The organism is uncultured Jannaschia sp., assembly GCF_947494055.1.
GTDB lineage: Bacteria > Pseudomonadota > Alphaproteobacteria > Rhodobacterales > Rhodobacteraceae > Jannaschia.
The window spans coordinates 19,548-46,052 of the sequence record NZ_CANLTR010000005.1 but is presented as its reverse complement, the minus strand read 5'-3'; the positions used below and the strand labels follow the sequence as shown (position 1 = coordinate 46,052).

The window sequence follows — 26,505 nt, the reverse complement described above, 5'->3', positions numbered from 1 at the left end:
GGGCAGGTCGCGACGGCCCGGCCGGGCCGCGCGGCGATCCGGGTCAGATCGTGGTGTCGGGGTCGAGCGTGGTGGACCAGAGCTCGGTGTCGTCGCGGTCCATCAGCCGCACCGTCATCCGGCCGCTCGCCCCCTCGATGTCGACGAGGCCGAAGAACTGGTAGCCGGCCGAGGGCGGCAGGTTCGCCTGGCCCTCCGGCGGCGCCTTCACGAAGCGCACCTCCGGCCCGAAGGTCATGTCGAGTTCGCTCGGCCCGAACGTCCCGGCATGGATCGGGCCGGAGACGAACTCCCAGAACGGCTCGAAATCCTGGAACGCGGCGCGGTCGGGGCTGTAGTGATGCGCCGCGGTGTAATGCACGTCCGCCGTCAGCCAGACGGTGTTCTTCACCCCCGCCGCGCGGATGAAGCGCAGCACCTCGGCGACGTCGTGCTCGCGACCCTTCGGCGCACCGTCCTCGCGGTTGGCCACCCCCTCGAACATCGTGTCCCCGTCCGGCACGACGAGGCCGATGGGCATGTCGGAGGCGATCACCTTCCACGTCGCGCGGCTGTCGGCCAGCGCCCGCTTCAGCCAGGCGATCTGCCGCGCGCCGAGCATCGCGGTCGCGTCGCCCGCCTCCGTCTGCAGGTTGTCGCTGTTGGCCCCGCGATAGGAGCGCATGTCGAGGAAGAACACGTCCAGATGCGGGCCGTAGGCGATCTTGCGATAGACGCGGCCCGGCTCCTCCGGGACGTAGCGGATCGGCGTCATCTCGTGGAAGGCGCGGCCGGCGCGGGCGGAGAGCACGCCGATCTCCTTCACGCTGTAGCGGTCGTCGGAGAGCAGGTCCTTCGACGCGGACCAGTTGTTGACCACCTCATGGTCGTCCCACTGGAAGAAGGTCGGCAGCGCCGCGTTCATCGCGCGCAGATGCGCGTCCATCATGTTGTACTTCCACTGGCCGCGATACTCGTCGAGCGTCTCGGCCACCTTGCGCTTCTCGGGCGTGACGATCTCGTTCAGCCAGACGCCCCCGTCGGGCAGCTCGACGCGCTCCTCCAGCGGGCCGTCGGCATAGATCGTGTCGCCGGAATGGATGAAGAAGTCCGGCTGTCGCCCGGCGATGGCGGCGTACGTGCGCATGCCCTCCGCGTCGATGCCCCAGCCCTGGCCCACCGTGTCGCCGGACCAGGCGAAGCGCACGTCGCGGCGGTCGCCCGGCGCGGTGCGGAAGCGCCCGGTGATCGGCTCGGAAACGGCGTTCACGTCGTCGAGCGCCTCGGCGGTGAAGCGGTAGAACACGTCCTGCCCCGACGGCAGGTCGGCGAGCAGGCGCTTCACGGCGAGGTCGCTCTCCGGCAGCGCGTCGATCGGGGCGAGCGCGCGCGCATCGGCGAAGCTCTCGGTCGTCGCGATCTCGGTTCGGATGCGGGCCGGGCGGTCGGTGCGCGTCCAGACCATGCCGGAGGACGCGTCGACGTCGCCCGATTGCACGCCGTGGGTGAAGGCGGGGCGGGACTGCGCGCGCACCAGCGAGGGCGTGGCGAGGACGGCGGCCATCGCGGCGCCGCCGGCCAGCACGGCGCGGCGGTGCGGTCGGATGAGGGACGAGGGCATGGCGGGTTTCCTGTGCGAATGAACTCGGCGCGTCCTCGCAGGCCCCTGCGACATTACGGACACGATCCGGTGACGCTAAGGTAACAGGCGGGCCGGTCGCACCGGCCCGCAAGCCGCGTCAGAGCGGGCCGAGGTTCAGGAGCAGCGTCTCGCCCGAGCTGTCGTCCACCCCGTCGTTGTCGGTCACGATCCAGGCGTTCCCGTCCGCGTCGAAGGCCAGCCCCTCGACCTTGTCCACGACGTAGCCGCCGGTCGCGGCGAGCGCGGGCAGCAGGTCCATCGCGACCTCGTGGCCGACCACCGGCAGCGCGCCGCCGAGGGGCGCGGGCACCATCTCGGACACGGGCACGCGGGTGATGCGCTTGATCGCGGCCGCCGCGCCGATCTGGTTGTCACGCTCGATCAGATAGACGTGCTCGCCGTGGACCGTGATCTCCGACAGCCCGACCCAGCCCGCCTCGGGCGCGGCACGTTCGTAGAGGACGGCGCCCCATTCCTCGCTCTCGAGATCGTAGGAGACCAGCTTCACCATGTTCTCCGCGTCGTCCGCCCAGTCCCGCTGCATCGCGATCCAGAGCCGGCCGTCGACCATCGCGATCCCCTCGGCGCCGTAGCGCGTCTCGTGGGCGAGGAGCTCGGGCGGGAAGGCGACCTCCTCGGTGATCTCGCCAGTCGCGTCGACACGGTAGATCGCGTGCGGGATCAGCCGGTCGGTCCGCCCCTCGGAGGCGAGCCAGTGACCCCCCTCGCCGTCGGGCGCGATCCCCTCGATGTCGAGCTTCTGCGCCGGGTTGCCGTTCCGCGTCACCACCGTCGCATCGGTGATCCGTGCCGGAACCTGCGTCGCGTCGATGGTGAAGATGGTCGGCTGCGCGCCGAAGAAGCTGTCGTTGACGACGCGGAAGATGCCCGGCCGTTCCGGATCGGCGGCGAGGCCCGACAGCGCCGACCACCCGATGAGCCGGTCGGCCCCGGCGGAGGTCAGGTGCGGATAGCTCGGCGCCCCCTCGCGGTATTCGTAGATCATCACGTGGCTCCGCGCGCCGCCATCCGCGCCCAGATCGCTCTCGTTCGCGGTGACGAGGAGGTTCCGTTCGGGGATCGCCACGGCCCCCTCCGGCGCGATGCCGGAGGGCAGGATCTGCGCGAGCACCGGGTTCGCCGGGTCGGTCACGTCGTAGACGCCTACGGCGGAGGCGCGTTCGGCGAGGATGAAGACGTAGGGCGTGCCGCCGAACGTGGCGAACTCCATCCCCTCGGGCTCCACGCCCTTCGCGTCGGAGCGCGCGTCCGGGTAGTGCCCGACCTCGACCAGCGCGTGCTCGAACGTCGCGCCGCTGTCCCAGACCACGTTTCCGTCGCGGTCCATCACAGACCAGCCGCGCGTGCCGCCGTCCATGTCCCCCTCGTTGGCGATGGCGACATGGTCCGCGTCGATCCACTGCACGCCGTCGGGCTCGCGCGGGATGTCCGACAGGTTTTCGTCGAAGACCAGCGCGCCGTCGTCGCTGGCGTCGATCCCGTCGAGGCTGACCGTGCCGGCGGAGAAATGCGACAGCACCGTCCCGTCCGCGCCGACGATGGCGATGTGGTTGTTCTCCTGCAACGTGACCACGATCTCGCCCGCGTCGTTCACGTCGACGAATTCGGGCTCGGGATCCTCGGGCGCGATCTCCGCCAGCCCCGTCAGATCCGCGAAGCGCAGGCTCGCGCAGTCGAGCGCCGCGTCCGCGATGTCGACGATGGCGAGCGTGCCGCCGGGCATCTGCCCCACGCGGCCGTCGCCCGCCTCCTCGTCGCGCTCGTTCTCGACGGCGATGGCGATGAAGCTGCCGTCCGGGGCGATCGCCGTGCTGTCGGGTTGCCCGCCGAGGTCGCAGGTCGCGCCCTGCGTGCCGTCCATCCCGTAGCTCGTCACGACGCCCGACGGGTCGGTGTAGCTCTCCGAGGTGTCGACCGCGACGAAGGCGGTCCGCTCCAGCACCGACACGGCGGTCGGCTCGCCCCCGACCTCGATGTGACCCAGCGGCGCGGGCGCGGCGGGGTCGGTGATGTCGACCATGCCGATCGCGCCGAGCGGGCTGTCCGAATAGACCAGCGTCATCCCGTCCGTCGTGGCGGCGATGATCTCGGCCGAACTTTCCGCCGCGCCGTCGGAGTTCCGCGCGACCGGGAAGCTGGCGATGCGGTCGAACGCCATCTCCTCCGCGAAGGCCGGCATGGCGGCGGCGAGGGCGGTGGACGTCAGGATGCTGAGACGGATCGTCATGGTCGGACCTTCGAGCTGTGCGTGACCGGCTCCTGCGCGCCGAACTTGTCGGTTCCGTGACGGTTCGGTTTCAATCGCGTGACAGCGCACCTCCGATGGGGCTGGCGGTGCCGCGGCAATGCGATAGATCGTTCCCCGGACCACGCCGGAGGGGGCCATGGCGACCGAGATCGAACGGAAATACCTCGTCGCGAACGATAGCTGGCGCAACCTCGCGACCGGGAGCAAGCGCCTGCGGCAAGGCTATCTCGCGCGGACCGGGGCGGCGACGGTCCGCGTGCGCATCACCGACGACGCGGCGGCGGTGATCACCGTCAAGGCCACCGGGACGGCCACCAGCCGGGCGGAATACGAATACGCCATCCCGGTCGAAGACGCGCGCGCGCTTCTCGACCTCGCGCAGGGTCGGCCGGTCGAGAAGCGGCGGCACCTCGTCCCCGGCGACCCCGGCACCTGGGAAATCGACGTGTTCGAGGGTGCGCAGACCGGGCTTGTCCTCGCCGAGATGGAGCTGGAGGACGAGGCAGCGGAGATCGTGCGCCCCGACTGGCTCGGCCGGGAGGTGACGGGCGACCCGCGCTACTACAACGCTACGCTGGCCGGGCTGGACCCGGTGGGCGACACGTAAGGCGCTACGTCCGGCCTGTGCGCCACAGGGCCAGATAGCAACTCCAGCGGTCGACCAACGCGTCCGGGTCCTCGGCGAGGAGCATCCGCCCCGTGGCGAGCGCGCGCTCCGCGAGCATCGCCTTCCGTTTGCCGAGGAGCGCGCGGAACGCCGCGAGCGATGTGGCATCGCCGAACGCGTCCGGCGTCCGGGCCAGGCGCGCCTCGAACACTGCGAGGTCGTGGTGGTCGCCCAGAAGGTCCGACAGCCGGTCCGCCTCCGCCACCCACGGCGCCATCATCGCGGGATAGACGGGCGTCAGCAGCCGCGCGTGGTACCAGTGGTACTTCACCCGCTTGCGCCATTCGTGCATCGCCGTGTCGCCACCATCGGACCGGGCGTGCTTCATCCGCGTCCTCGCGCGCCCGTAGGTCTTGTGCAACCCGGCGGCGATCGCGTCGAAGCCCTCGCCCTCCAGCGTCCAGTCGGAGGCCCGCGCCCGCACCGCCTGCATCACGTCCCGGAACGCGTCGACCTGCGCGGCGAGGTCCGGGTTCGCGGCGGCGGCCTTCGCGTCCCGCGTCAGCCTTCCGCGGATCGGTCCGAAGGCCCGGCGGTCGATCTCGTCCGCGAACTGCACGCAGACCGCGTCGTAGGTGACGATGAGGGTCTGGGTGTCGCGCAGGCCCGACAGGCGCCGCGCCGCATCGCGCAGGGCCACGTTCTCCCGTTCGTATCCGGCAAAGACCGGACGGACGAGACGGATCAGCCCCCGCAGCTTCTTGCACCGCTTTCGGACCTGATGGACCCGCTCGGTCAGCGGGATATCGGCGTCGTCGATCTCGCTCAGGGCGCGGTCGATCTGCTCGGCCGCGATCCGCCGCAGGGCCGCCTGCAGGTCGGCGTCGCTCGTCTTGATACGGTATGGCATGTTATAACATCACGTGTCGGTGCCTTCGTGCGCTCCGGTCAGAACGTCCGAGCCGCCGGGCAGTTCAATCGCTAGCCCCGCAGGCCGGCGACGATGTCCTGCCGACGCATCGACAGCGCGGGCAGCAGCGCGATCAGCGAGGCGAGGCTGACGAAGGCGAGCGCGAGCGTGACGTCCGGCAGGCCGAGGGACACGTCGACCGCGAGGCCGGCCCGCACGCCGACGATCGAGGCCAGCGCCGCGACGAGCCCGATCGCGAGGACGACGCCCAGCGCCGCGCCGCTGGCCATCAAACTCACCGCGAGGCTCCAGACCACCGCGACGACGAAGCGCGCCGGCGCCCCCAGCGCGCGGAGTAGCGCCATCTGCCGCCGGATGAGACGGGTCAGCAGCGCGAAGCCGGTCAGCACCGCCGCCGCGACGAGCACCTGCGTCACCAGCGTCAGGACGGACACGATCTGCCGCATGTCGCCCAGCACGTCGTAGAGCCGCGACAGGACGGTGCCGGGGAAGAAGGCCATCGTTTCCTCCGTGCCCTGGAACGCGGAGCGCAGGCCGTAGGTGTCGGCGAGCGTATGGCCGCGCAGCAGGATCGCCGGTGTGCCGGGAAACAGCGCCGCGTCGAAGGGCGGGCCGATCTGCTCCGCGCGCGCCGGAACGTGGCCAATGGGCAGGTCGTGCGCCTCCCACACCGTCTCGATGGGCACCAGGACGGCGCGGTCCCACGGGCTGCCCGTCCGGGCCATGCGGCCGACGACGCGGTATTCGTGATCCCCGTGGGCCTCCGTGTCGGCGAAGTCTCCGACGCCATGCGCGGGGTGCAGCGCGTCGCCGAGGGCGAAGGGCGTGTCGGCGCCGACGACGGCCTCCTCGTGCGCGGTCCAGACCCGGCCCTCGATGGCGCCTTCGGTCAGGTGGTCGAGGAAGTTCGCCGTGGTGCCCACGACCGGCGCACCGCCGGCGCTGTCGCCGAAGGCCAGCGGCGCGGCGAAGGCGACCGCCGGGTGCCCCGTCACCTCCGCCCAGGTCGCGCCGTCCAGCAGCGGCATGTCGGAGGGTTGCAGGAACACCGTCGCCATCAGCGCGGTGATGTCGCTGCCCGGTGCGGCGACGATGAGGTCGAACGGGTCCGCCGCCCGGGCCGTGCCCGCCCGCAGCCCGCGTTCCAGCGCGACGAGGCTGATCCCCGTGCCGACCGAGACGGCGATCAGAAGCACGAAGAGCGCGACCGGCACGCGGAACCGCACCAGCAGGGCGCGCACGAGCGGCCAGGGCGCGAGCCCGCGCAGGAGCAAGGCGCCGACGACGAGGAGCGGCAGCGCCCAGACGAGCGCGACGAGCCCGTCCTGCACGAGGACGGGCAGGCTGTCCCACGCGTCACGCATCGACCGGCTGCATCCGTCCGTCCCGGATCTCGATCCGGCGGTCGAGCTGCGCGAGCAGGGTCTCGTCGTGGCTGACGGCGATCAGCGTCGCGCCGCGCTCCCGGCATCGCGCCAGCAGGTCGTCCACCAGACGCGTCGCCGTCGGACGGTCGAGGTTGGCCGTGGGCTCGTCGGCCAGCAGGATGTCCGCGTTTCCAGCCATCGCCCGGGCGACGGCCACCCGTTGCCGCTCCCCGCCGGAGAGGCCGGGCACGGCGCGGTCCCGGTCCGCGATCCCGAGCCGGGTCAGCAGGTCACCGGCCCGCATCCGGATGCCGCCGCGCGCGTCGCGGGGCGCGTAGAGAGACGCGATGGCCGCGTTATCCGCCGCGCCAAGCTCGTCGAAGAGGAGGAAATCCTGGAACACGATGCCCATTCGTTCGGCACGGAACGCCGCGCGTCGTGCCTCGCCCATGTCGGTGATCGCCGTGTCGCCCCAAGCAACGGTTCCGGACGCGGCGCGCAGAAGGCCCGCGACCGCGAAGAGGAGCGTGGACTTGCCGGACCCGGACGGGCCGGACACGCCGAGCGATCTGCCGGGCGGCACGTCGAGGCGCGGCACCGACAGGAGCTCGCGGCCCCCGTCGCCGCGCACGATCAGGTCGTCGATCCGCAGGCCCGGCCCGCTACCGCCCATAGGTCGCGTCGGCCAGACGCACCATCGAGACGAAGCCGGTCTCGGGGTCGCGGTACTCGCCGATCTCGAGCACGCCGCGCGTCTCGATGCCGACGTTGAAGGGCACCACGTCGACGATGCGCTTGGTGTAGACGGCGAGGATGTTGTCGGGCCACTGGGCCGAGGTCTCGCAGAACGGGCAGACCGACATCGGCATCTTGGTCATCACGAAGAAGCGGGACTCGGCCTTGAGCGGCGGGGCCATGAAGCCCTCGAAGGTCGTCCGCGCATCCACCAGCGACAGCGCGAGGTCCGACATCGTCCGGTCCTTGTCGTAGAGGTCGCGGATCTTGACCGGCGCGGTTCCGGCCCGCAGCAGGGACGGCGCGGCGAGAAGGCCGGTGGCGAGCGCGAGGGTCCGGCGTCGGTTCATCATCGGTGCATCTCCCGGTTTGCTTGCAGCTTCATGTCACGAAAGACCGCGGGCCTTGAGGGGCCCGCGGCCGGTTCACGACGATCTCATTCGGCCGTGGCGGCGTGGTGCATCACGTGGAAAATCACGTTCTGCTCGATCACGCCGTCGAAGAGATGCGCGAAGGGGCCCTTGGCGAAGACCGCGACGTCCTCGCCCGAATGCGTCTCGGAGCTCATCGGGACCAGCGCCTGCTGGAGGTAGTCGATGTCGGTCACGTCCGCGTCCGCGATCGCCGAACGGTCGCCGGAATAGAGCGGCGAGCCTTCCTCGGGCGAGGCCTCGCCGGTCTCCGGCGCCGTCGGCTGCGAATTGTCGGACGGCTCCGGCATCTGCTCGACGAGGACGGAGCCCGCGCCGTTGAGGAAGCCCGCGACCGTGTAGGGCAGCTCGTCGGAGGCCATGTTCGGCTCGTCCAGCGCCTCGGTGCCCGCCTCGTCGATCTGCATGCAGAGCCCGAGGATGTCCGAGCCGCGGCCGCAATAGCCGTTGAACGCGATGGCGTGCTCGTGGTCGGCGGTGACGATGATGAGCGTGTCCTCGTCGTCGGTCAGCTCGTCGGCCAGCGCGATCGCCTCGTTGAAGGCGACGCCGTCGCGCACCGTGCGAGCGAGGTTGCCGGCATGGTTGGCGTGGTCGACGCGGCCGGCCTCGACCTCGAGGTAGAAGCCGGCCTCGTTGTCCTGCATCGCCTCGATGGCGGCGCGGGTCATCTCGGCGAGGCTCGGCTCGCCGGAGCGGTCGGCCTCGTATTGCATGTGCGAGGCCTCGAACAGGCCGAGGATCGGCGTGGCACCGGGCTCGATCGCGTCGAACTCCTCCTGGGTCTGGACGTAGGCGCCGCTGTCGTCGACGATCTCCTGCGTCAGGTCGCGGTCGTCGCCGCGGACGCCGGCCTCGCCCTCGGCATCGGTGGCGGATGCGGGCAGGAAGTGCTGCCGCCCGCCGCCCATCGCCACGTCGATGACGCCGCTCGTCATCTGCTCGGCCAGCTGCGCGGCGATGTCGAGCTGTTCGCAGCCCTCGGGGATCAGCGTGTCGTCCTCCCAGTCGCGGTTCGCGGTGCGGGCGTAGACGGCGGCCGGGGTCGCATGGGTGATCCGCGCGGTGGAGATGACGCCGACGGACTTGCCGGCCCCCGACACGATCTCGGCGAAGGTCCGTACGCCGTTCTCGAGGCCCGCGACGCAATCGCTGACGGCGACGTTCTCGGTGATGTTGATGAGGTCGTTCTTGGTCTTGATGCCCGCGTTCATCGCCGTCGCCGTGGGCGCGCTGTCGGGAGTCTGGCCGTTCGTCGAATAGGTCTTCACCAGTGCCACGTTCGGGAAGGCCTCGTGCGGCTGGACGTAGTCGTCGCCGAGGCCGCCTTCCTGCTGGCCGGCGAAGAGGCGGCTTGCATAGTTCGTGCCGACGCCGTTGCCGTCGGCCACGAAGAGGATGACGTTCTTCGCGCGGTTGGTGTTCGGCTGCGTCTCGAGCTGCGCCTGCACGGCCTCCTGCGCGGAGGTGAACCACGTGTCGCCGGCTTGCGGCAGGTCCTGCGCGAAGGCGGACCCGGTGGCGAGGATGGCTGCGGTCGAGAGTAGCGTGAATCTGGTCATCTGGCATGCCCCGTTGATGTGCGTCGCCGCCCTAGGGCCGGGAGGTTGCAGGGACATGACATGCGCGTGAAGGAATGGTGACAGCGCAGCCGGATGTTATTCTATAACAGTATGTTATGGTGTAACATCGGAGGGTGGTGATCCCGGCAGGAAGGATGGAAACCTTTATTCCGTCCGCGACTTAGCCTCCCCTAACCCGTCGGTAAGGGCCGTTGAAGACGCTTACGAAATCGGCCTGTCCCCTAAGCGCTGCTGCGCAGTTCCACCTGACGATGGAACGGAAAACGCCGCCCCGACTGGCATCGGAAGCGGCGCTGAAACTGGTCAGATTGGTAGCCTGATCACTTCCGAGGATAGCCCCAAATCGGGCTTTCTCGCAAGGCAATTCCCGATTCTCGCCCGGCATTTCGGGCTGGAGGCGGCGGCATGAGACACCCCGGCATCATCGAGATCGCGTTCTTAAACTGGCGCGAGCCTTACGCCGTCATTCATTGGGACGAACACCGCGACAGCGGCGAAACGGTCGGAGCCTTTCTTCGCCATCAGGAAGCCGTGGACTTCGCGCGCGACTACGCCTGCGGAAGCGGCGCCTACCTTCCGACGGCCGAGATCGTTTGCCCCGAATGGGGGGCGCAGCGATGAACGCGCTCACCCCGATCCGTCGCGTCAATCGCGGTCGTCATATTCAAGACCGGCACAAGGGCGCCGCCCGGATGCTGGGCTATGCGCTGGCGTCCGACTGCGCGGATACCTGGCAGGACTTCGCCACTGTCATGACCAAACGGCTGACCCTGCGCGAGCGCGGGGCGGTCACCCTGATGATGGCCGAGACTTTGCCGGACGACGAGCTGCGGACCATTCTTTACGTCGGTCAGCGTGGAGCGGGCTTGCCTCCGGCGCCCTTCGACAACGCCCTTCAGGATGCCGCCCTGTGGGCGGGTGCTGCGACCGATGACGAGCTTCGCGCCTATGCGCTTACGGCGTTTCGCGCCCTGAACATGGCGGATCGGCAGGACTTCATTGCCCACGTCTCGAATGGAGGCGGCGATGAACAAGTTTGCTGATCTGGAAGACCGCGCCCGCGCAGCCGGGGCCGAGGACATTCGGGCGAAAGATGTCGAATTGACCGAAGACGGCGTGGCGCTGGCGTTTTCCGAGCGGTTTCGGGACCGGCTGCGCTTCGACCACGATGTCGGCGCGTGGTACGAATGGACCGGAGATCACTGGCGGATCGACAGGACCGACCTTGCGTTCTCGTGGTGTCGTCGTGTCGCTCGCGAACTGTCGGAAGGCACGCCGGAGCGCGTCAAGGAACGGGTGCGGAAACGTGGGTTCGCCGGGGGCGTCGAGGCGTTTGCCCGGTCGGATCGAGCGCACGCGGTCCGGCAGGACGAATGGGACCAGGACCCTTTCATCCTTGGCGTGCCGGGCGGTGCCATCGACCTTCGCACCGGCGACGCTCTCGACCCGGAACCGGCCAGCGGTCTGACGAAGCGTGCGGCCGTGGCGCCCTCGCTGGTGCCGGACTGCCCGACCTGGATGCGCTTCCTGACCGAAGCGACCAGTGGGGACGCGGGGATGATCGAGTTCCTTCGGCGCTGGTGCGGGTACTGCCTCACGGGCGACACACGGGAACATGCCCTGATCTTCCTCTATGGCCCCGGTGGGAACGGCAAGTCCGTCTTTCTGAACACCGTCACCCGGATCATGGGCGATTATGCCACCACGGCAGCGATGGACACGTTCACCGCCTCGCGCGGGGACAAGCACCCGACAGAGCTTGCCCTGCTACGTGGGGCGCGTCTGGTGTCCGCCTCAGAGACGGAGGAAGGCCGGGCATGGGCCGAAGCCCGCATCAAGCAGATGACCGGCGGCGACCCTATCTCCGCTCGTTTCATGCGGCAGGACTTCTTCACCTACACGCCCGCGTTCAAGTTGACGATTGTCGGAAACCATGCGCCTGCGCTGGCGAACGTCGATGAAGCGGCACGGCGGCGGTTCAACATCGTGCCGTTCACCGTGAAGCCCGAGCAGCCCGACAGGGAGCTGGAGGCGAAGCTGCGCGTCGAATGGCCCGGCATCCTACGCTGGATGATCGGGGGGGCCGTTGCTTGGCGGCGTGAGGGCCTGGAGCGGCCGCAGAGCGTGGTCGACGCCACGGCCAACTATTTCGGCGAACAGGACCTCGTGCGGCAATGGCTGGATGATGCCTGTATTCTGGAACCGGGGAACGAACATCGTTGGGAGACCAGCGCGGACCTTTTCAGGAACTGGACGGACTACGCGAAGTCGAACGGCGAAGAGCCTGGAACTGCCAAGAGCATGGCGCCCCGGCTGCGTCGTCAGGGGCTGCGGGACATGCCCCGGAAGATAAGCGGCAAGACCTATCGCGGCTGGCAGGGCGTGACGATCAACCGGCCCGAGGTGCCCGGCAATGGGTGACGCGGGACACGGTTACGGATGGTTACGTGTAACTCCGATTATACCTCATGCACACGCGCATAAGGGGAAACGGGAAACACACGTAACCATCTGTAACCGTAACCGCTGAAACGTGCAGGAAGGATGAGACAGATGGACAGACCAAACCTCGACCGCTGGCGCTTCGACGCCATCACGAGCGGACCGGAAAAGCTCTGGGGACTGGAGGCGATTGCACATGCCATCGGCCTGAGCGTGGACGCGACCCGTAGGCTGGCCGAGCGTAACCTTGCCCCGATCTATCGGCCGGACGGACGGCGGTACTTCGCACTCCGTGCGGAACTGAACGCATGGTTGAAGACACGCAAGGCGTAGCTAGACCATGCATCACGAGCAGAAGCTGCAATATGCGCCTCGTGAGGGGGGCCAAAAGGTCGGTTCGGTATGTCTATCAAGAGAGCGGAAGTCAGGAAAACGCGAGAGGATGATATGCTGCCCTATGAGGTCGCGTATGTCTGGGACGATACAGCTCCTATCGTCGTTGCGAGGTTCACTGAGCGCAAGATGGCACTTAGATGGGCTGAGGAGCTGTCCCCTGTGGAAGAGGTTGCGGACTGCACGGGTAAGTAACCGGGGGGGTGGTCCTGGACTTTTGGGGCCATCGGGGACCGGCGCGGGGTCGCTTCTTCAACATTTGCGGCAAACTGGATTTTCGGTCTGCCTGAATAACCCATGAATACCTAGCTTTAGCGCCATCGCGCTAGCTTACTTGGGCACGAACCGCCTGCGATCCTCGCGGCATGAGCTGGTTCCGCCGTACTCCGCCCGATGAGCCGACCATCGCCCCCGAGGCGAAAGGTCTGGCGACGCCTGACGATGACCTTTACGCCCTGTTCGGCATTGTTCCGACCGCGACCTCCGGCATCGTCCTGACGCCCGAAGCAGCGCTGAAGGTTCCGGCTGTCGGGTCCGCGATCCGCGTCATCTCGGAAGCCGTCGCGACCCTCGACGTGCATGTGAAGCGCATCGACGCGGCAGGCAACGAGACCCCGCTTCCCGGCCACCCGGCGCTGCCGTTCCTGCGGGATGCGGCGAACGACTGGACATCGGGCTTCGAGCTGATCCGCGACCTCGTCATCGACGCCCTGTCGAGCGATGTCGGTGGCCTCGCCCACGTCAACCGCGTGCGCGGCGAGGTGCAGGAGATCGTCCGCTATCAACGCGGCATCGTCTCCGTGGACTTCGACACCGCGACCGGCGAACCGACCTACAAGATCGACGGCGACATCCAGCCCGCCCGCGACTTCATCCACCTGCGCAGCCCGTTCGGGCGTTCCCCGCTGACCCTCTACCGGGACGCGATCGGCACGGCTGCCGCCCTCGACCGTCACGCCGCCCGACTCTTCGGTCGCGGTGCCCGCCCGTCCGGTGCGCTGAAGTTCCCGAAGGGTATGGGCGAGGACAGCGTGCGGAAGGCACGCGCCGCCTGGCGTGCCACCCACGAAGGCGACGACGCCGGGGGCCGCACGGCGATCCTGTACGATGGCGCCGAGTTCGACCCGTTCACCTTCAACTCGACGGACGCGCAGTTCCTGGAGAACCGCAAGTTCCAGGTGCTGGAAGTCGCCCGTGCGTTCCGCGTCCCGCCGACCATGCTCTTCGAGCTGGACCGGGCAACGTGGTCGAACACTGAGCAGATGGGCGTCGAGTTCCTGTCCTACTGCCTGGAGCCTTGGCTGCGGGCCGCTGAAGGCGCGTTCCGCCGTGCCCTCTTCACGCCCGAAGAGCGGGCCGACCACGCCGTCCGGTTCGATCGCGACGACCTTACCCGCGCCGACCTGTCCACCCGCTCGACGGTCATCAACAGCCTGATCGCGGCGCAGGTCATCAATCCGAACGAAGGCCGGGGATGGCTCGGACTGCCCCCGCGTGCGGGCGGCGAGACCTTCGTCAATCCGAACATCCAGACCGCGCCGACCGACGCGCAGAAGGGCACCGATGGCTGAAACGAAGATGCGCGTACTCGAAGGGGAATGGTCGCGCATTGCCGCAGGCGGCACCGTTACCGTTGCCAACGAGTCCGGCAATTATCTCTTCTGGATCGTGAGCGAGGGCACAACGGCCCCGACCCTGAAGGGCGGGCATCGCCTGTCGCCTTACTCCAACCAATCCTTCGCCCTCGAAGACGGCGAACACCTCTGGGTCAAAGGGTCCGGCACCGTGTTCTTCACTGCCGCCAACCCGGTGGAGGCATGATGCAACTGAATGACATCATCGCCATGTCCGAAGACCAGGAGCGGGGCGCGTGGTTCGTCCTTGCCGATCCGCTGACCGGCAGGCCCACGGGCATCCGCCTGCGCATTGCCGGGCCGGACAGCGAGACGCAGCGCAAGGCACGTCTGCGGCTGGCCGACGATCTGGTCGAGATGTCGGACATCGACGGCCGGGTGTCGTCGGAGAACCGCGAGAAGGCCCGCATCGCCAACCTCGCCCGCTGCGTGCTGGGCTGGGAATGCGATGAGGACGGCCAGCCCGTACCCTTCAACACGGCCAACGTCATTCGCTTGATCCGCGCCGCGACCTGGGTGGAGGCGCAAATCGACGCCTACGCCAGCGACCGCGCCGCCCACCGAGGGGGTGCGTGATGGACCGGCTGCTGATCGAGACGAAGTTCGAAGCGAATAGCGACGGCGAAATCGAGGCGATTGCCTGGTCCTTCGCGACACCCGACCGCGTAGGCGATGTCATCACCAAGGGGGCGTTCGCTTCCGCATCATTCCCGATCCCGCTGCTGTTCGGCCACGATCCGAACGACCCTGTGGGCGTCTGGTCGGCCGGCGAGGAACGCGAGGACGGCCTGCACCTGAAGGGCCGGCTTCTGGTCGAGGACGTTCACCGCGCCCGCGAGGTTCGGGCGCTGGTCCGGGCCGGGGCTGTCCGGGGCGTTTCGATCGGCTTCCGCACGAAGTCCGCCAGCAAGCGCAAGGGCGGCGGCCGGACGATCACCGACCTGGAGCTGATGGAATGCAGCCTGGTCACCTTCCCCTGCCATCCGGGCGCGCAGGTCGCGTCCGCGAAATCCGCCGTGCGTGCGCTTCAGCTCGCGACAGCACTCCACCGCGCTGCGGCGCAACTCACGAGGACAGAATGACTTATCAGGACCACAACACGTTCGTCCGAAAGGCCGAAGAGGACACGCCCGACGACATCGTGACGAAGGCGATCGAGGACTTCACCGGCAAGGTCGAGGACCGGCTGTCGAAGGTCGAGAAGGCCGCCGACACGTCCGCGCTTGTCGAGCGTCTGGACCGGATCGAGGCGAAGACGAACCGCGCCAAGGGTGCGCGCGAGGCCGACAAAGAGCCTTCGGAAATCCGCAAGGCGTTCAGTGCCTATCTGGCGAAGGGCAACGATGCCGGCCCGGACGTGCTGAAGGCCCTGACGACGCTCCAGGACCCGAAGGCCGGTTATCTCGCCCCGCCGGAGATGGCGTCGGAGATCATCAAGGATCTGGTCGAGGTGTCGCCGATCCGCCAGTTCGCCAGCGTGCGCAGCACGTCGTCGCCCTCCGTCATCTACCCGCGCCGTACGGAGATCACGAATGCCCGGTGGCGCGGCGAGACGATGCCGCAACAGCCGAGCGAGCCGGCCTTCGCGCAGGCCGAAGTCGACATCAAATCGCTCGACACCTACGTCGACCTGTCGAACGAACTGCTGTCCGACAGCGCGGGCCAGGCCGAGGCGGAAGTTCGCGCGGCACTCGCCGAGGACTTCGGTCAGAAGGAAGGCATGGCCTTCGTGGGTGGCGACGGCATCCTTGCCCCCCTGGGCATCCTTCGCGACCCGAGCATCCAGGAGTTCAACTCCGGCAGCGCCACGGGCCTGACCGCCGACGCGCTGGTCGCGCTGATGTACCAGCTTCCGGCCATGTACCGGAACCGGGGCGCCTGGGCGCTGAACAGCACCACGCTTGCGGCGATCCGGCTTCTGAAGGATGGCGACGGCCGATTCCTGTGGCAGCCGTCGTTCCAGCTTGGACAGCCCGAGACGATCCTGGGCCGTCCCGTGGTCGAGATGGTCGACATGCCGGACCTCGAAGCGAACGCGACCCCGATCGTCTATGGCGACTGGTCCGGCTACCGCATCGTGGATCACACGGCGCTGTCGATCCTGGTCAACCCGTACCTTCTGGCGACGAACGGCATGACCCGCATCCACGCGACCCGTCGCGTCGGTGGCCGCGTCATCCAGGCCGCCAAGTTCCGCAAGCTCAAGATTGCCGCCTGAGGAGGGCTGAACCATGCGTGACATGAAATCGAACATCGCGGCGCAGGTCGCCGTCTCGCCAGAGGTGCTGGCCGGCAACAAGACTGGCCCGGCCATCGACCTTCGCGACTGCAACCGGATGGCCTTTGTCATCACCACGGGGGCAATCGCGGGGTCCGGCAGCTTCACCGCCAAGGTGCAGGAAGCCGACACGTCGGCCGGCGGCGACTTCGCGGATGCGGATGCGCAATGGATCGACAGCGACGCGGCCTTGCCGCTCGAAGGCGATAGCGCCTACCGGATCGGCTACCACGGCCACAAGCGGTTCGTGCGACTGGTGCTGACGAAGGCCAGCGGTACGTCGATCGCGGCATCCGCCGTGGCCGTCATGGGCGACCTCGCCGAGCGGCCGGTCTGACGATGCCCACGAAGCCCCCCAAGGTCTGCGGATGCGGGAAGGTGGTTCCTTCGGGGACGCGCTGCGCCTGCACCGTGGATCGCGACCGCGCACGCAAGGCCCGGCACGACGCCAAGCGGCCTTCGTCTTCGGCACGCGGCTACACGGGGGCGTGGGACCGGGCACGCCGGGAATACCTCGACCAGCATCCGTTCTGCGTCCGCTGCGGCGCGCGGGCGACGGTCGTGGATCACCGCATCCCGCATCGCGGGGACATGCAGAAGTTCTGGGACCGCACGAACTGGCAAGCCTTGTGCGCCCGCGACCACAACTCCGCGAAACAGCGTGAAGAACGCCGCGGCATGGAAGGAACGAGACAATGACCATCTTCGCGACGGCCGGGGCCAAGCTCTACATCGGCGGCGTCATCGACGTGACCGACGAACTGGCCGAGGACGACTTCACCTCGCAGACCTGGAAAGAGATCAAGGAAACCGAAGCCCTCGGATCGGTCGGAGACGCGGCCGAGCCGGTGACCTTCGACGCCATCAACCGCCAGCGTCGCAAGAAGCTGAAAGGCGTTCGCGACGCGGGCACGATGGAGGTGGTTTGCGGCATCGACTACGACGACGAAGGCCAGCAAGCCGCCCTCGCCGCCGAGAAGACGCAGGACAACTACGCCTTCAAGGTGGTGTTCAACGATGCGACCGGCGGCGGGACTGGCTCGGAGCGCAAGTTCGGCGCCATTGTCGGCAGCGCGGCGGAAGCCCTCGACACGGCCAGTTCGGTGATGAAGCTGAACCTGTCGCTCTGGGTGAACAGCAACGTCGTTCGGAAGAACGCGAGCTGACGCGATGGCGAATGGTCAGTTCTACGTCAACGCGGAAGCCCTCCGGGAGCACTTGAGCTTCACGGAGGACATGCGCGACGTGGATGCCACCGTCCTGAACCGCACGGCCTGGGCGGCGCAGGTCTACGTCGAGAAGTTGCTGGGCTGGCGCCTCGAAGACTTCTACGGACCTGCCCCGAGGGAGCCGCTACCCGAACCTCTGCAAACGGCGATCCTTCAACTCGCCGCCTGGTGGTTCCTGCAACGCGAGGCGGCGACGGTTGGCGACCGGACGGCGGAAGTGCCCTTCGGCGTGCGCGAGATCGTCGCCGAATACCGGGACTGGACGTTCTGATGGGGCGCGGGCTGGCATCGTTCCAGGCCCGGATGCGGGCTGTTCCGAAGGCGGCGCGGGCGGCAGTGAAGCCCGCCCTGCTGTCGGCCGGGCATGACGTTGGCGACACGATCGAGACCCTTGCGCCCGAGGATACCGGCGACCTGAAGGGCAGCGTCGCGGTCACGGGTCCGGGCGAGACGACGCCACCTTACTCGCAGCCGGGCGGTTCGATGACCGTTCCGGAACACATGGTCGCCGTGACCGTGGGCAACAGCGATGTCCGCTATCCGCACCTGGTCGAATACGGCACCGCCGACGCACCCGCGCAGCCGTTCTTCTGGCCCGGCTTTCGACTGAGCCGGAAGAAGGCGCAGGCGAAGATCAAGCGGGCGATCGGCAAGGCGATCCGGGAGGCGCGGTCATGAGCGCCGATCTTGCCATCCAGCGCGCCCTGCGCGCCCGTCTGGTGGCCTCGCCTGCGGTGACGGCCCTGGTGCCGGCCGCATCCATCCTCGACGCCCACAAGCGTCCTGCGCCGCGTCCCGGCATCATCCTGGGCGACGCGCAATCCGTCCGGGTGGAAAGCATCGCCCGCAACCTGGAGACCGTGACGCACACGATCCACGTCTGGACCGAGGAACCCTCGACCGAACGCTGCAAGGGCATCGCCTTCGCGGTTCGCAGCGCGATCGAAGCCGCACGCCTCGACCTTGGCCCGGACTATCATTGCGCCGACTGGGACGTGACCTCCGCGCGCTATCTCCGCGACCCGGACGGGGTGACCGCGCACGGCGTCCTGACGGTCGAGGTGCTGGCCGAACGGGTGCCGGCATGAGGGCGGGCAAGCTCGATCGGCTGATCGTCGTGCAGCGGGCAAGCTACGCCGCGAACGATGTCGGCACGCCGGAAACGCTCTGGACCGATCACCTGCGTTTGCGGGCCGAAGTGGTGGCGCAATCGGCGGGAGAGTTCCTTGCGGCGGGCGGCGATACCGAAAAGCGCATGGCCGTCTTCCGTATCCGATGGATGGCGGACCTCACGAGCGAGGACCGGGTGCTGTTCCGCGACGTGGCCCACGACATCACGGACATCGTGGAAATTGAACGGGGCCGGGTGCTGGAGCTGCGCTGCGTGACACGCGGGAGGGCGGCAGCATGAGGGGCGTCAAACCGATCATGCGCGAGGAAGCGGAACCGCTGGGCATCCTGCCGCCCCCGGCCTGGCTGTCGGCCGACGCGGCGGCGGAATGGAACCGTGTCATGCCGATCCTCGAGGAACGCCGCATCCTGACCGATGCCGATCTTGGCAGCCTGGAGAACTACGCCATCGCCATCGGCACCGTCCGCGAGATGGAGCGCCGTCTGCAAGAGGACGGCCATGTTCTCGACACAGAGAACGGCCTGAAGCGTCACCCCGCCGTAGGCATTCAATCCGACGCCATGACGCGCGCCCGCTTGCTGGCCTCGGAACTTGGCCTGACGCCGGTCAGCCGGTCCCGGCCTTCGATCCGCGACGATGCGGGCGACGAAGACGAGTTGCTGTGATGCTGGCGCCAGCGTGGATCGCGGACGGGTCGGAGATCGCGGACCCGATGGGGCACGGCGAGAAGGCCGTGCAATGGCTGCGCAAGCTGAAGCATCCGAAGAACCCGGCGCCCGGTCACCCGTTCCAGCTCGATCCGTGGCAGGAGCGTGTCGTGCGCCGCATCTATGGCCCCCGCGACGAACACGGGCAACGGATCGTCCGGCGCGTCGTGCTGCTGCTGCCCCGTGGCAACCGCAAGACCTCGCTCGCCGCCGCGCTGAACCTTCTGCACCTGATGGGGCCGGAGCGGAAACCGGGCGGCCTGATCCTGTCGGCGGCGGCCTCGCACGAGCAGGCCAAGGAACTGTTCAACGAGACGGCAATGATCATCCAGGGCGACTACAGGCTCGCCAAACACCTTCAGGTCCGGGAATACGTCTCGCGCATCGGCTTCGGCCGCGAGCGGTCGCGCTATGTCGCGGTCGCCAGCGACGGCAAGGGACAGCACGGCAAGACGCCCGATGTCGTCGTCGCAGACGAAATCCACGCCTGGGAAGGCCGCCCCGGTCTGCGGCTCTGGGAAGCCCTCGACAGCGCGCTGGTGAAGGTGTCGGGCACGCTGCTGATCGTCGCCAGCACCTCCGGGCGGGGGCAGGAGAACCTCGCCTGGCAACAGGTCGAATACGCGATCCGGGTGCAGAAGGGCGAGATTGACGACCCGGCCACGCTTCCTGTCATCTTCATGGCCGAAGAGGACGACGACTGGCAGGACGAAGCCCTGTGGCACGCGGTCAATCCCGGCCTCGCGCACGGCTATCCCGACCTCGAAGCCTTCCGCGACAAAGCAAAGAAGGCGCAGCATTCGCCCTTCGAGCGCGACAGCTTCAAGCAGTTCAACCTGAACCGATGGCTCGATGCCTCGACCTCGCCCTTCGTGGACATGGCGACCTATGACCGGGGCGCGGATGCGGTCGACCTGGACGAACTGGAACTGGTGCAGGCGCCATGCTGGCTAGGTGTCGACCTGTCGAAGAACGAGGATCTGACTGTCGTCGTCGCGTGCTGGCAGGACGGCGCGGGCGGCTACCAGGTGCATCCGTGGTTCTTCTGTCCCGAGGACAACCTGCGAACGCGCGGCGAGCTGCACGGGGTCGACTACATCACCTGGGCCGAGGAAGGCTTCATCATCCCGACGCCCGGCAACACGGTCGATCTGCGCGCGGTCGAGGATCACGTGCGCGAACTGTTCGCCCGGTTCAACGTCCGCGAGGCCGCCTTCGACCCTCATCTGGGCCGGCACATGATGTCGAACCTGCACGACGACGGGCTGCCCGTGGCCGAGTTCCGACAGGGCTGGGTGTCGATGGCCCCGGCGGTCAAGGAACTGGAACGGGCGATCCTGGCCGGGTCGTTCCGGCATGGCGGGCACCCGGTCCTGCGGTGGAACTTCGAGAACATCCAGCTCCACGTCGATGCGGCCGGGAACAAGGCGTTCCACAAGGGCAAGTCCGGCAACAAGATCGACGGCGCGGTCGCCGCCGCGATGGCCGTGGCCCGCTGCGCGGAAGGCGAGGAAGCCTTCGCCACCGCTGCCCCGTGGTTCGATGACGACATGTGGACCGCATAGGAGGCGAGAATGAGCAGCGACGAACAACTGGTGGTCTACCTCGAAGCCCGCGTCCGCGAGTTCGAGAAGCGGATGGAGAAGGCCGAACGCACTGGCACCCGATCCTATCAGGGCCTGGAACGCGGATCGTCACGGGCAACGAAGCGCATGGAAACCGACATGCTGCGGTCGACCTCGCGCATCAACCAGGCGCTCGCGGCGACCTCCACGAAGATCGGCGCCTTCGGCCGGGCCTTCGCCGGAGGCTTTCTTGCGGGCGGTGCAGCCGTGGCGCTGACCGGCATCGTGCGGGGCGTGCGCGGGGCGACGGCGGCGGTGGCGGAACTTGGCGCGGAAGCCAGGCGGGCGGGTGTCAGCGTCGAGGCGTTCCAGGAACTGAAGTTCGTCGCCGAGCAGAACCGGATCGGCGTCGATGCCCTGACGGACGGCCTGAAGGAACTGAACCTGCGCGCCGACGAGTTCATCGTGACCGGCAAGGGGCCGGCGGCCGAGGCGTTCGCGCGGCTGGGCTACGGCGCCACGGACCTGACGCGCAAGCTCGAAGACCCGTCCGACCTGATGCTCGAAATCATCGGGCGGATGGAGGACTTGGATGCCGCCGCGCAGATCCGCATTGCCGATGAAATCTTCGGCGGCACTGGCGGCGAGCAGTTCGTGCAACTGATGGGACAGGGCGAGGCCGCGCTGCGCAAGACCATCCAGACCGCACGCGAAACCGGGGCCGTCCTCGACGCGGAACTGATCGAGAAGGCCGAAGAGCTGGATCGGCGGTTCCAGGCACTCACGACCCGCGTCTCGACCTTTGGCAAGGAACTGGCGGTCGGGCTGGCGGACGCGGCGGTGAAGATCGCGACGCTGCGCACGGACCTCGATGACCTCTTCGCCAATCCCGAACAGGCCCGCGCGTTGCTGGGCGAGGGCATCGCCGACACGCTCGACAATGACAGCGATGCGGTCGACGCGCACCGGGCGAAACTGGAGTCCCTTCGCTCTGAGTACTTCCGGCTGGCCGACGAAGCCGCCGGTCTGGCCGGCCCGCTGTTCCAGGTGGCGGGCAATCTCGCGATGCTGGGCGAGACGGACGCCGCCGGCGAACTGAACAGCATCGCCACGGAAATGACCGAACTCGCCACGGACCTCGATGCGGGCAAGATCGGGGCGGAGACCTTCGAGGTTGCTATGGGCACGCTGGCCCGCACCGCGCAAACGGCATTGTCGGAGGTGTCGGCGATCGACGGGGTGCAGTTTGGTTCGGTGTCATCCGCCCTCGATGCCTTCGTCGGACGACTTGGCGCAGCCATCACCCGCGCCCGCGAGCTGAGGGCGAGCCTGCCCGGTGGCGATGCGTCCGGTCAGGCGGCGCCGGGCGTCTACGGCGAAGTCGGCACGCGGGGCGATCCGCGTCAATACGGGACTGGCGGCTCTTCGTCCGAGCTTGCGCCTTCGTCGTCGTCCCGGCCCCGACCGGCGCCCTTCGAGATCGGCGTTCCCGACCTTCCGGCGGCCAGTTCGGGCGGTGGGGGCGGCAGTGGCCGCGCGCCGGTGGATGTCTGGCGCGAGGCGCTGGAGGGCACGCAACAGGAAATCCGCGAACTGGAAGCCGAGGCGACGGCGCTGGTCGTGCTGGCCGAGACCGGCCGCGACGTGGGCGATGCGCTCGAATACGCCCGCAAGAAGGCCGAGCTGCTGAAGGCGGCGCAGGAACAGGGCACGAAGATCACGCCGCAACTCGAAGCCGAGATCGACAAGCTGGCCGAGTCCTACGCCCGCGCAGGCGATGCGGCGGAACAGGCGGCCGACGATCTGCAACGGGTCGAGGAACGCGCCGAGGCCGGGGCGACGAAGGTGGCCGACATCTTCGGCGGCATCCTCGACGGGTCGATGAAGGCGAAGGACGCACTGGCTTCGCTGCTGACCGAGTTCGCCCGGATGCAGATGCTGCGCGGCTTCCAAGGGCTGGCCTCCGGTGCGGGGGGCGGGGTCTTCGGGGCAATCGGCGGGATGCTGGGCTTCGCATCGGGCGGCTATACCGGGAACGTGCCCGAAGACCGGATCGCGGGTGTCGTGCATGGCCGTGAAGGCGTCCTGAACGCGGGCGCCATGCGGATGCCGGGTGCGCGCGAGATGATGGAATCCCTGAACAGCGGTCGGATGCCGTCGCTGCCCGGTGGCGGATCGCAGGCCGTCGATGTCCGCGTCGCCGTCGACCTGAAGTCCGACATGCTCGACGCCAAGATCGACCAGCGCGCCGCGCCGATCGCCAAACGCGAGGCGGGGAACACGATGCGCCGGGACGGGCCGGGCGTGGTCATGCAGACGCTTCGCCAGTCGGGCAACCGCGGCGCCACGCAGAGGATCGTTCGATGATGGATATGACGACAGGAATCGAATGGGAGATCGCCGACTTCCGCCCGATGTGGCGTCAGGAGACGTTCCGCTCGAATAATCAGGTGCAGGTTCGCGACCTGGGACCGATGCTCTGGCACACCTCCTACCAGTCGGGGCCGATGCCGAAGGACGAGGCGGAAGCCTTCGAGGCGAAGATGATGGCGCTGCGCGGCTCGCTAGGCACGTTCACCGGCCATCCCGCGCAACGCCCGCAACCGGCGCGCTACAGGTCCGGCGGCCTCGGATCGGCGACCATCCATTCCGTCCGTTCGGATCGCGGGGCGCTTCGGATCACGGGCCTGCCCGAAGGACTGGACCTGACGGAAGGCGATCACGTCTCGATCGAGACCGACGCGGGCGGCTTCGAGTTCGTACGGCTGACGAAGGGCGGGCCGGTCAGTTCCACCGGCCTGTCGGCGTGGATCGAGTGCAGCCCGGCGCTCCGGGTGTCCGTGAAGGTCGGGCAGACGGCGAAGCTGAAGAACCCGCCGATGGAGCTGCGCCTCGACGCTGGCGGCGTGACCCTGACCCGTGTCTCCGGCCTGCTCTACGTGGTGGGCTTCGACGCGACGCAGGTGATCAGATGACGCCGGCCTGGGCACGCTTCACCGAGCGGATGGAGGTGGCGGTAACAGCAACGTTGTCGTCCGCAACGATGCTCCGGGTGCCCGAAGGCGGGGCCGATCTGTGGCGGCTGTTCTGCGCGTTATGCAGCGGGCGGCAGGGCACGGGTTACGGTCCGCAGGCGCTGTCGCTGATGGAGATCGAAGCCGGTGCGCGGCTCTACGGGATGCCGCTGGAAGCCCGTCACGTCGCGGTGCTGCAAGCGATGGACCGGGCGTGGCTGCGAACGACCGCGAAGACCAACGACGCGGCGCCGGACGGGACGAAGACATTGCCAGCGGTATCGAAGGCGAGGCTGACCCCGGCCTTGTTCGACATCGTGGCGTAACGGGATAGGGCCTGCGGTCCCTGGGGTTTCTGTTCCCCGATCCGCATCGGCAGTCGGCGGTCCGGTTAGACACCGACATGACGCGGCCTCTGGCCTCCATCGGGGCGCGGCGTCGGGCCGGGGCGGTTACACGGATGGCCGCTCCGGCCAAACTGTGACGATGCATTCTTGCATCTACGCTGTGGATAGATTTTCGTCGCGGTTTCCTCTTGACATACCTTAGAGGCGGCGTTTCAGGCATTTAAGTCTGGTGGAGGGGGATGGACGGCCGCGAAGAAGAAGAGGCTGTCAAGAATTTTTTTACCTGTTCTAGAAGAAGGTGCGTGACGACTGCCGCTGTTCGGCTTACTTGTATTATAGAATGCCTGGGAGACCGACCACTATGACAAAAATACATACGGATCAGCGTTTTCTGGATCGCTTGCGTGAAGCCTCAAGCAAGCAGCCTCACTATGAGCAGCGTGTCTCGTTCGTTATGGGGTCGCTTCCTGATGAGAATGATATGACCCAAGAGCAGGTCGAACGTGTTCTAGAGCGGACCGCGCTAACGAACTGATGATTCTCTTTGAACTCACAAACACAGAGAACCATCCTGTTTATAAATCTTTAGAGGTAGAGAACGGCGATAGGCAGTATGCTTTCGTCAACTCTGTCGCAATAGCCTCCCGGGACATCGGGAGGCCCTTCCTGTCTCAGCATGTTATCAAGGCTCTAAACTACCACGCGATCGCGTGCCTTCATATATCCGCAGGAGAATACCGGCCGTGCGAGGTTCGAGTTGGGCAGCACCAACCCCCTCCATACTATCGTGTTCCTGCGTTGATGGACGACTTTGTTAATCAGGTTAACCGGCACTGGAACGAGACTGACCCGGTCGTTCTTGCGACCTATGTATTATGGCGCCTGAACAACATTCATCCGTTCGTGAACGGGAATGGAAGGACTGCGCGGGCAGCGTGTTACTTTGTGTTATGCTTGGCGCTTGGTCGGTTTCCTCAAGGGAAAATCATTCTGCCACAGTTAATTAAGCAAAATCGCCCAGAGTACGTTGAAGCTCTCCAGAAGGCACACGTTGCCTTTGCTGAACGAGGTGAACCCGACCTTAATGATCTCCACGCACTAGTCGTCCGCCTACTAGGTGAACAGATTGCATCAGCTTAACTTACCTAACCATATCTCTGAACCGCTCGCCCCCTTCCGCCGCACGCCGAACCCGCTCCCGTCATCGTCCAGGAACGTAATCCCCGCCCGCTCTAAGGCATCTTGGAGACGTGTCATGTACAGATCCATTCCGAGCCAACGCCCTTCCTCGACGCCCTTGTAGGCAAACAGCGACATGTCCGCCGCTTCGGCCAGCCGCTCCTGCGTCCATCCAAGGCCAGCACGGGCCATGCGGAGTTGCACGAGGTTCATCGGTTCACACGTCCTTCCGCAGTCTGACCCCGGCCCCGCCACCGTTCGCTTCGATGAACTCGACGCCGGCGGCTTCGAGGGCGGAGCGGATCGCGGCAATGGACTGATCTGAGACTTGACGGCGCTCACGCTCAAAGTCGATCACGGTGGACTGCCCTACTCCGGCAGCCTTCGCCAAGCCTGTTTGCGTCAAGGATAGAAGGCCACGGGCGGCACGAGATTGAGCTGGTGACATGTATCAACGTTTTTCATTGACGGCGCGTCCACCGAGGTTTATCAACGTAAAACATTGATAGCCTGTCTGGGAGAACCTGACAATGCAGAACGCGATTGAACCGACCCCCGTCACCGATTGGGAGAACCGCAGCGTTAGTGGCCTCGCCTTAGCCGGTGAGGACATCTATCGGGACCAACTGGCCAAGGCCCAGGGCTTACGAGACCGCGATGCCGCCTACCGTGCCACTATGCCAACTGATCTGAAGGACAAGTGCGACGCGATCCGTAAGCTATGGATCGATGACGACTACTATTCCGGGGGCATGTTACGCGAAGCGCAGGTCATCGCGTTCGCGCTCGAAAGCATGGTCCAGACCTGCGACCCCGAGAACATGCCGGAGGAACGCGACGCGATGCGCTGGCTCACGGATCGGCTGATTGAGTGCCAGCGGGCAGAGTATGGACGCATCGAGAAGGCGATGGATATTCTTCGGCCGAGGGACTGACCTAAAAGGAACAACCTGTTCGTATTGACAGCGTCCTAGAATTACGCTACCTGTTCAATATGTCTCGTCGTCCAACCCTTTCTGATCTGACCCAATGGGTTGAAGG

At 67.2% G+C, this 26,505-nt stretch carries 33 protein-coding genes; 24 read left to right on the top strand and 9 right to left on the bottom strand.

Translation table 11 applies throughout. The annotated features are described in order from the left end of the window. Positions 1–43: 43 nt before the first annotated feature. Together Q1A87_RS06685 and Q1A87_RS06680 are read right to left on the bottom strand one after the other, a co-directional pair. Positions 44–1,600 carry an alkaline phosphatase D family protein gene (locus Q1A87_RS06685; RefSeq protein ID WP_299648636.1) on the bottom strand — a complete coding sequence of 519 codons (1,557 nt, stop codon included), beginning with the start codon at positions 1,598–1,600 and terminating at the stop codon, positions 44–46. Between the two features lie 118 nt (positions 1,601–1,718). Next, entirely contained in the window at positions 1,719–3,869 is a 2,151-nt protein-coding gene (locus Q1A87_RS06680; RefSeq protein ID WP_299648633.1) for an esterase-like activity of phytase family protein, read from the bottom strand. A gap of 157 nt (positions 3,870–4,026) precedes the next feature. Here Q1A87_RS06680 and Q1A87_RS06675 point away from each other — a divergent pair, with 157 nt between their 5' ends. Beyond that, positions 4,027–4,497, top strand: coding sequence for a CYTH domain-containing protein (locus tag Q1A87_RS06675; RefSeq protein ID WP_299648630.1), 471 nt, complete (start codon positions 4,027–4,029; stop codon positions 4,495–4,497). Between the two features lie 4 nt (positions 4,498–4,501). On the opposite strand, the gene Q1A87_RS06670 is transcribed toward Q1A87_RS06675, so the two are convergent. The 5 genes from Q1A87_RS06670 to Q1A87_RS06650 all read right to left on the bottom strand — a co-directional run bounded on the left by Q1A87_RS06670 (position 4,502) and on the right by Q1A87_RS06650 (position 9,523). Further along, positions 4,502–5,407, bottom strand: a complete 906-nt coding sequence (locus Q1A87_RS06670) for a CHAD domain-containing protein (protein WP_299648627.1) — start codon at positions 5,405–5,407, stop codon at positions 4,502–4,504. 71 nt (positions 5,408–5,478) lie between these two features. After that, positions 5,479–6,792 (bottom strand): ABC transporter permease, encoded by a 1,314-nt coding sequence (locus Q1A87_RS06665; RefSeq protein WP_299648624.1) that lies wholly within the window; start codon positions 6,790–6,792, stop codon positions 5,479–5,481. Continuing rightward, a complete protein-coding gene (locus tag Q1A87_RS06660) occupies positions 6,785–7,468 on the bottom strand; it encodes an ATP-binding cassette domain-containing protein (protein WP_299648621.1) in 684 nt (227 codons plus the stop codon). Before Q1A87_RS06660 ends, Q1A87_RS06665 begins: the two co-directional genes overlap by 8 nt. Next, a complete protein-coding gene (locus Q1A87_RS06655) occupies positions 7,458–7,883 on the bottom strand; it encodes a hypothetical protein (protein WP_363322958.1) in 426 nt (141 codons plus the stop codon). Before Q1A87_RS06655 ends, Q1A87_RS06660 begins: the two co-directional genes overlap by 11 nt. Before the next feature lie 83 nt (positions 7,884–7,966). Continuing rightward, a complete protein-coding gene (locus Q1A87_RS06650; RefSeq protein ID WP_299648618.1) occupies positions 7,967–9,523 on the bottom strand; it encodes an alkaline phosphatase in 1,557 nt (518 codons plus the stop codon). Positions 9,524–9,949: 426 nt separating this feature from the next. On the opposite strand from Q1A87_RS06650, the gene Q1A87_RS06645 reads away from it, so the two are divergent. The 22 genes from Q1A87_RS06645 to Q1A87_RS24155 all read left to right on the top strand — a co-directional run bounded on the left by Q1A87_RS06645 (position 9,950) and on the right by Q1A87_RS24155 (position 25,425). After that, positions 9,950–10,165 (top strand): hypothetical protein, encoded by a 216-nt coding sequence (locus Q1A87_RS06645; RefSeq protein WP_299648615.1) that lies wholly within the window; start codon positions 9,950–9,952, stop codon positions 10,163–10,165. Next, positions 10,162–10,587 carry a hypothetical protein gene (locus tag Q1A87_RS06640; protein ID WP_299648612.1) on the top strand — a complete coding sequence of 142 codons (426 nt, stop codon included), beginning with the start codon at positions 10,162–10,164 and terminating at the stop codon, positions 10,585–10,587. The genes Q1A87_RS06645 and Q1A87_RS06640 overlap by 4 nt, the downstream gene beginning before the upstream one ends. Beyond that, the gene (locus tag Q1A87_RS06635; protein ID WP_299648609.1) at positions 10,559–11,965 is read left to right on the top strand and encodes a phage/plasmid primase, P4 family; all 1,407 of its coding nucleotides are present in this window, start codon (positions 10,559–10,561) and stop codon (positions 11,963–11,965) included. Before Q1A87_RS06640 ends, Q1A87_RS06635 begins: the two co-directional genes overlap by 29 nt. A gap of 132 nt (positions 11,966–12,097) precedes the next feature. After that, positions 12,098–12,319, top strand: coding sequence for a DNA-binding protein (locus Q1A87_RS06630; protein ID WP_299648606.1), 222 nt, complete (start codon positions 12,098–12,100; stop codon positions 12,317–12,319). Between the two features lie 425 nt (positions 12,320–12,744). Further along, positions 12,745–13,950 (top strand): phage portal protein, encoded by a 1,206-nt coding sequence (locus Q1A87_RS06625; protein ID WP_299648603.1) that lies wholly within the window; start codon positions 12,745–12,747, stop codon positions 13,948–13,950. Further along, complete coding sequence (locus Q1A87_RS06620; RefSeq protein ID WP_299648600.1) at positions 13,943–14,200, top strand: hypothetical protein; 258 nt, start codon at positions 13,943–13,945, stop codon at positions 14,198–14,200. The genes Q1A87_RS06625 and Q1A87_RS06620 overlap by 8 nt, the downstream gene beginning before the upstream one ends. Next, positions 14,197–14,589 carry a hypothetical protein gene (locus Q1A87_RS06615; protein WP_299648597.1) on the top strand — a complete coding sequence of 131 codons (393 nt, stop codon included), beginning with the start codon at positions 14,197–14,199 and terminating at the stop codon, positions 14,587–14,589. Before Q1A87_RS06620 ends, Q1A87_RS06615 begins: the two co-directional genes overlap by 4 nt. Continuing rightward, positions 14,589–15,095, top strand: a complete 507-nt coding sequence (locus tag Q1A87_RS06610; protein ID WP_299648594.1) for an HK97 family phage prohead protease — start codon at positions 14,589–14,591, stop codon at positions 15,093–15,095. Before Q1A87_RS06615 ends, Q1A87_RS06610 begins: the two co-directional genes overlap by 1 nt. After that, positions 15,092–16,231: a phage major capsid protein gene (locus tag Q1A87_RS06605; protein WP_299648591.1), complete on the top strand. Its 1,140-nt coding sequence runs from the start codon at positions 15,092–15,094 to the stop codon at positions 16,229–16,231. The genes Q1A87_RS06610 and Q1A87_RS06605 overlap by 4 nt, the downstream gene beginning before the upstream one ends. Positions 16,232–16,244: 13 nt before the next feature. Continuing rightward, the gene (locus tag Q1A87_RS06600; protein ID WP_299648588.1) at positions 16,245–16,628 is read left to right on the top strand and encodes a hypothetical protein; all 384 of its coding nucleotides are present in this window, start codon (positions 16,245–16,247) and stop codon (positions 16,626–16,628) included. A gap of 2 nt (positions 16,629–16,630) precedes the next feature. Continuing rightward, positions 16,631–16,990, top strand: a complete 360-nt coding sequence (locus tag Q1A87_RS06595; RefSeq protein ID WP_299648585.1) for an HNH endonuclease — start codon at positions 16,631–16,633, stop codon at positions 16,988–16,990. Next, positions 16,987–17,457 carry a hypothetical protein gene (locus Q1A87_RS06590; RefSeq protein ID WP_299648581.1) on the top strand — a complete coding sequence of 157 codons (471 nt, stop codon included), beginning with the start codon at positions 16,987–16,989 and terminating at the stop codon, positions 17,455–17,457. Before Q1A87_RS06595 ends, Q1A87_RS06590 begins: the two co-directional genes overlap by 4 nt. Positions 17,458–17,461: 4 nt before the next feature. After that, a complete protein-coding gene (locus Q1A87_RS06585) occupies positions 17,462–17,791 on the top strand; it encodes a head-tail connector protein (RefSeq protein WP_299648578.1) in 330 nt (109 codons plus the stop codon). Then, complete coding sequence (locus tag Q1A87_RS06580) at positions 17,791–18,198, top strand: HK97-gp10 family putative phage morphogenesis protein (RefSeq protein ID WP_299648575.1); 408 nt, start codon at positions 17,791–17,793, stop codon at positions 18,196–18,198. The genes Q1A87_RS06585 and Q1A87_RS06580 overlap by 1 nt, the downstream gene beginning before the upstream one ends. Further along, entirely contained in the window at positions 18,195–18,608 is a 414-nt protein-coding gene (locus tag Q1A87_RS06575) for a DUF3168 domain-containing protein (RefSeq protein ID WP_299648572.1), read from the top strand. The genes Q1A87_RS06580 and Q1A87_RS06575 overlap by 4 nt, the downstream gene beginning before the upstream one ends. Beyond that, complete coding sequence (locus Q1A87_RS06570; protein WP_299648569.1) at positions 18,605–18,931, top strand: phage head closure protein; 327 nt, start codon at positions 18,605–18,607, stop codon at positions 18,929–18,931. Before Q1A87_RS06575 ends, Q1A87_RS06570 begins: the two co-directional genes overlap by 4 nt. Beyond that, complete coding sequence (locus Q1A87_RS06565) at positions 18,928–19,317, top strand: phage terminase small subunit P27 family (protein WP_299648566.1); 390 nt, start codon at positions 18,928–18,930, stop codon at positions 19,315–19,317. The genes Q1A87_RS06570 and Q1A87_RS06565 overlap by 4 nt, the downstream gene beginning before the upstream one ends. Next, positions 19,317–20,924 (top strand): terminase TerL endonuclease subunit, encoded by a 1,608-nt coding sequence (locus Q1A87_RS06560; RefSeq protein WP_299648563.1) that lies wholly within the window; start codon positions 19,317–19,319, stop codon positions 20,922–20,924. Before Q1A87_RS06565 ends, Q1A87_RS06560 begins: the two co-directional genes overlap by 1 nt. A gap of 9 nt (positions 20,925–20,933) precedes the next feature. Next, a complete protein-coding gene (locus tag Q1A87_RS06555; protein WP_299648560.1) occupies positions 20,934–23,291 on the top strand; it encodes a hypothetical protein in 2,358 nt (785 codons plus the stop codon). Further along, complete coding sequence (locus tag Q1A87_RS06550; protein ID WP_299648557.1) at positions 23,288–23,899, top strand: hypothetical protein; 612 nt, start codon at positions 23,288–23,290, stop codon at positions 23,897–23,899. Before Q1A87_RS06555 ends, Q1A87_RS06550 begins: the two co-directional genes overlap by 4 nt. After that, positions 23,896–24,264: a hypothetical protein gene (locus Q1A87_RS06545; protein WP_299648554.1), complete on the top strand. Its 369-nt coding sequence runs from the start codon at positions 23,896–23,898 to the stop codon at positions 24,262–24,264. Before Q1A87_RS06550 ends, Q1A87_RS06545 begins: the two co-directional genes overlap by 4 nt. A 555-nt stretch (positions 24,265–24,819) precedes the next feature. Further along, positions 24,820–25,425, top strand: a complete 606-nt coding sequence (locus tag Q1A87_RS24155) for a Fic family protein (RefSeq protein ID WP_363322957.1) — start codon at positions 24,820–24,822, stop codon at positions 25,423–25,425. Here the strand turns inward: Q1A87_RS24155 and Q1A87_RS06540 are convergent. After that, a complete protein-coding gene (locus tag Q1A87_RS06540) occupies positions 25,417–25,677 on the bottom strand; it encodes a hypothetical protein (protein ID WP_299648551.1) in 261 nt (86 codons plus the stop codon). The two genes, Q1A87_RS24155 and Q1A87_RS06540, sit on opposite strands and share 9 nt — an antisense overlap. Before the next feature lie 4 nt (positions 25,678–25,681). Next, a complete protein-coding gene (locus Q1A87_RS06535) occupies positions 25,682–25,912 on the bottom strand; it encodes a helix-turn-helix transcriptional regulator (RefSeq protein WP_299648548.1) in 231 nt (76 codons plus the stop codon). A gap of 82 nt (positions 25,913–25,994) precedes the next feature. Between Q1A87_RS06535 and Q1A87_RS06530 the strand changes: the two genes are divergently transcribed. Next, positions 25,995–26,399 (top strand): hypothetical protein, encoded by a 405-nt coding sequence (locus tag Q1A87_RS06530; RefSeq protein WP_299648546.1) that lies wholly within the window; start codon positions 25,995–25,997, stop codon positions 26,397–26,399. Positions 26,400–26,505: the final 106 nt, after the last annotated feature.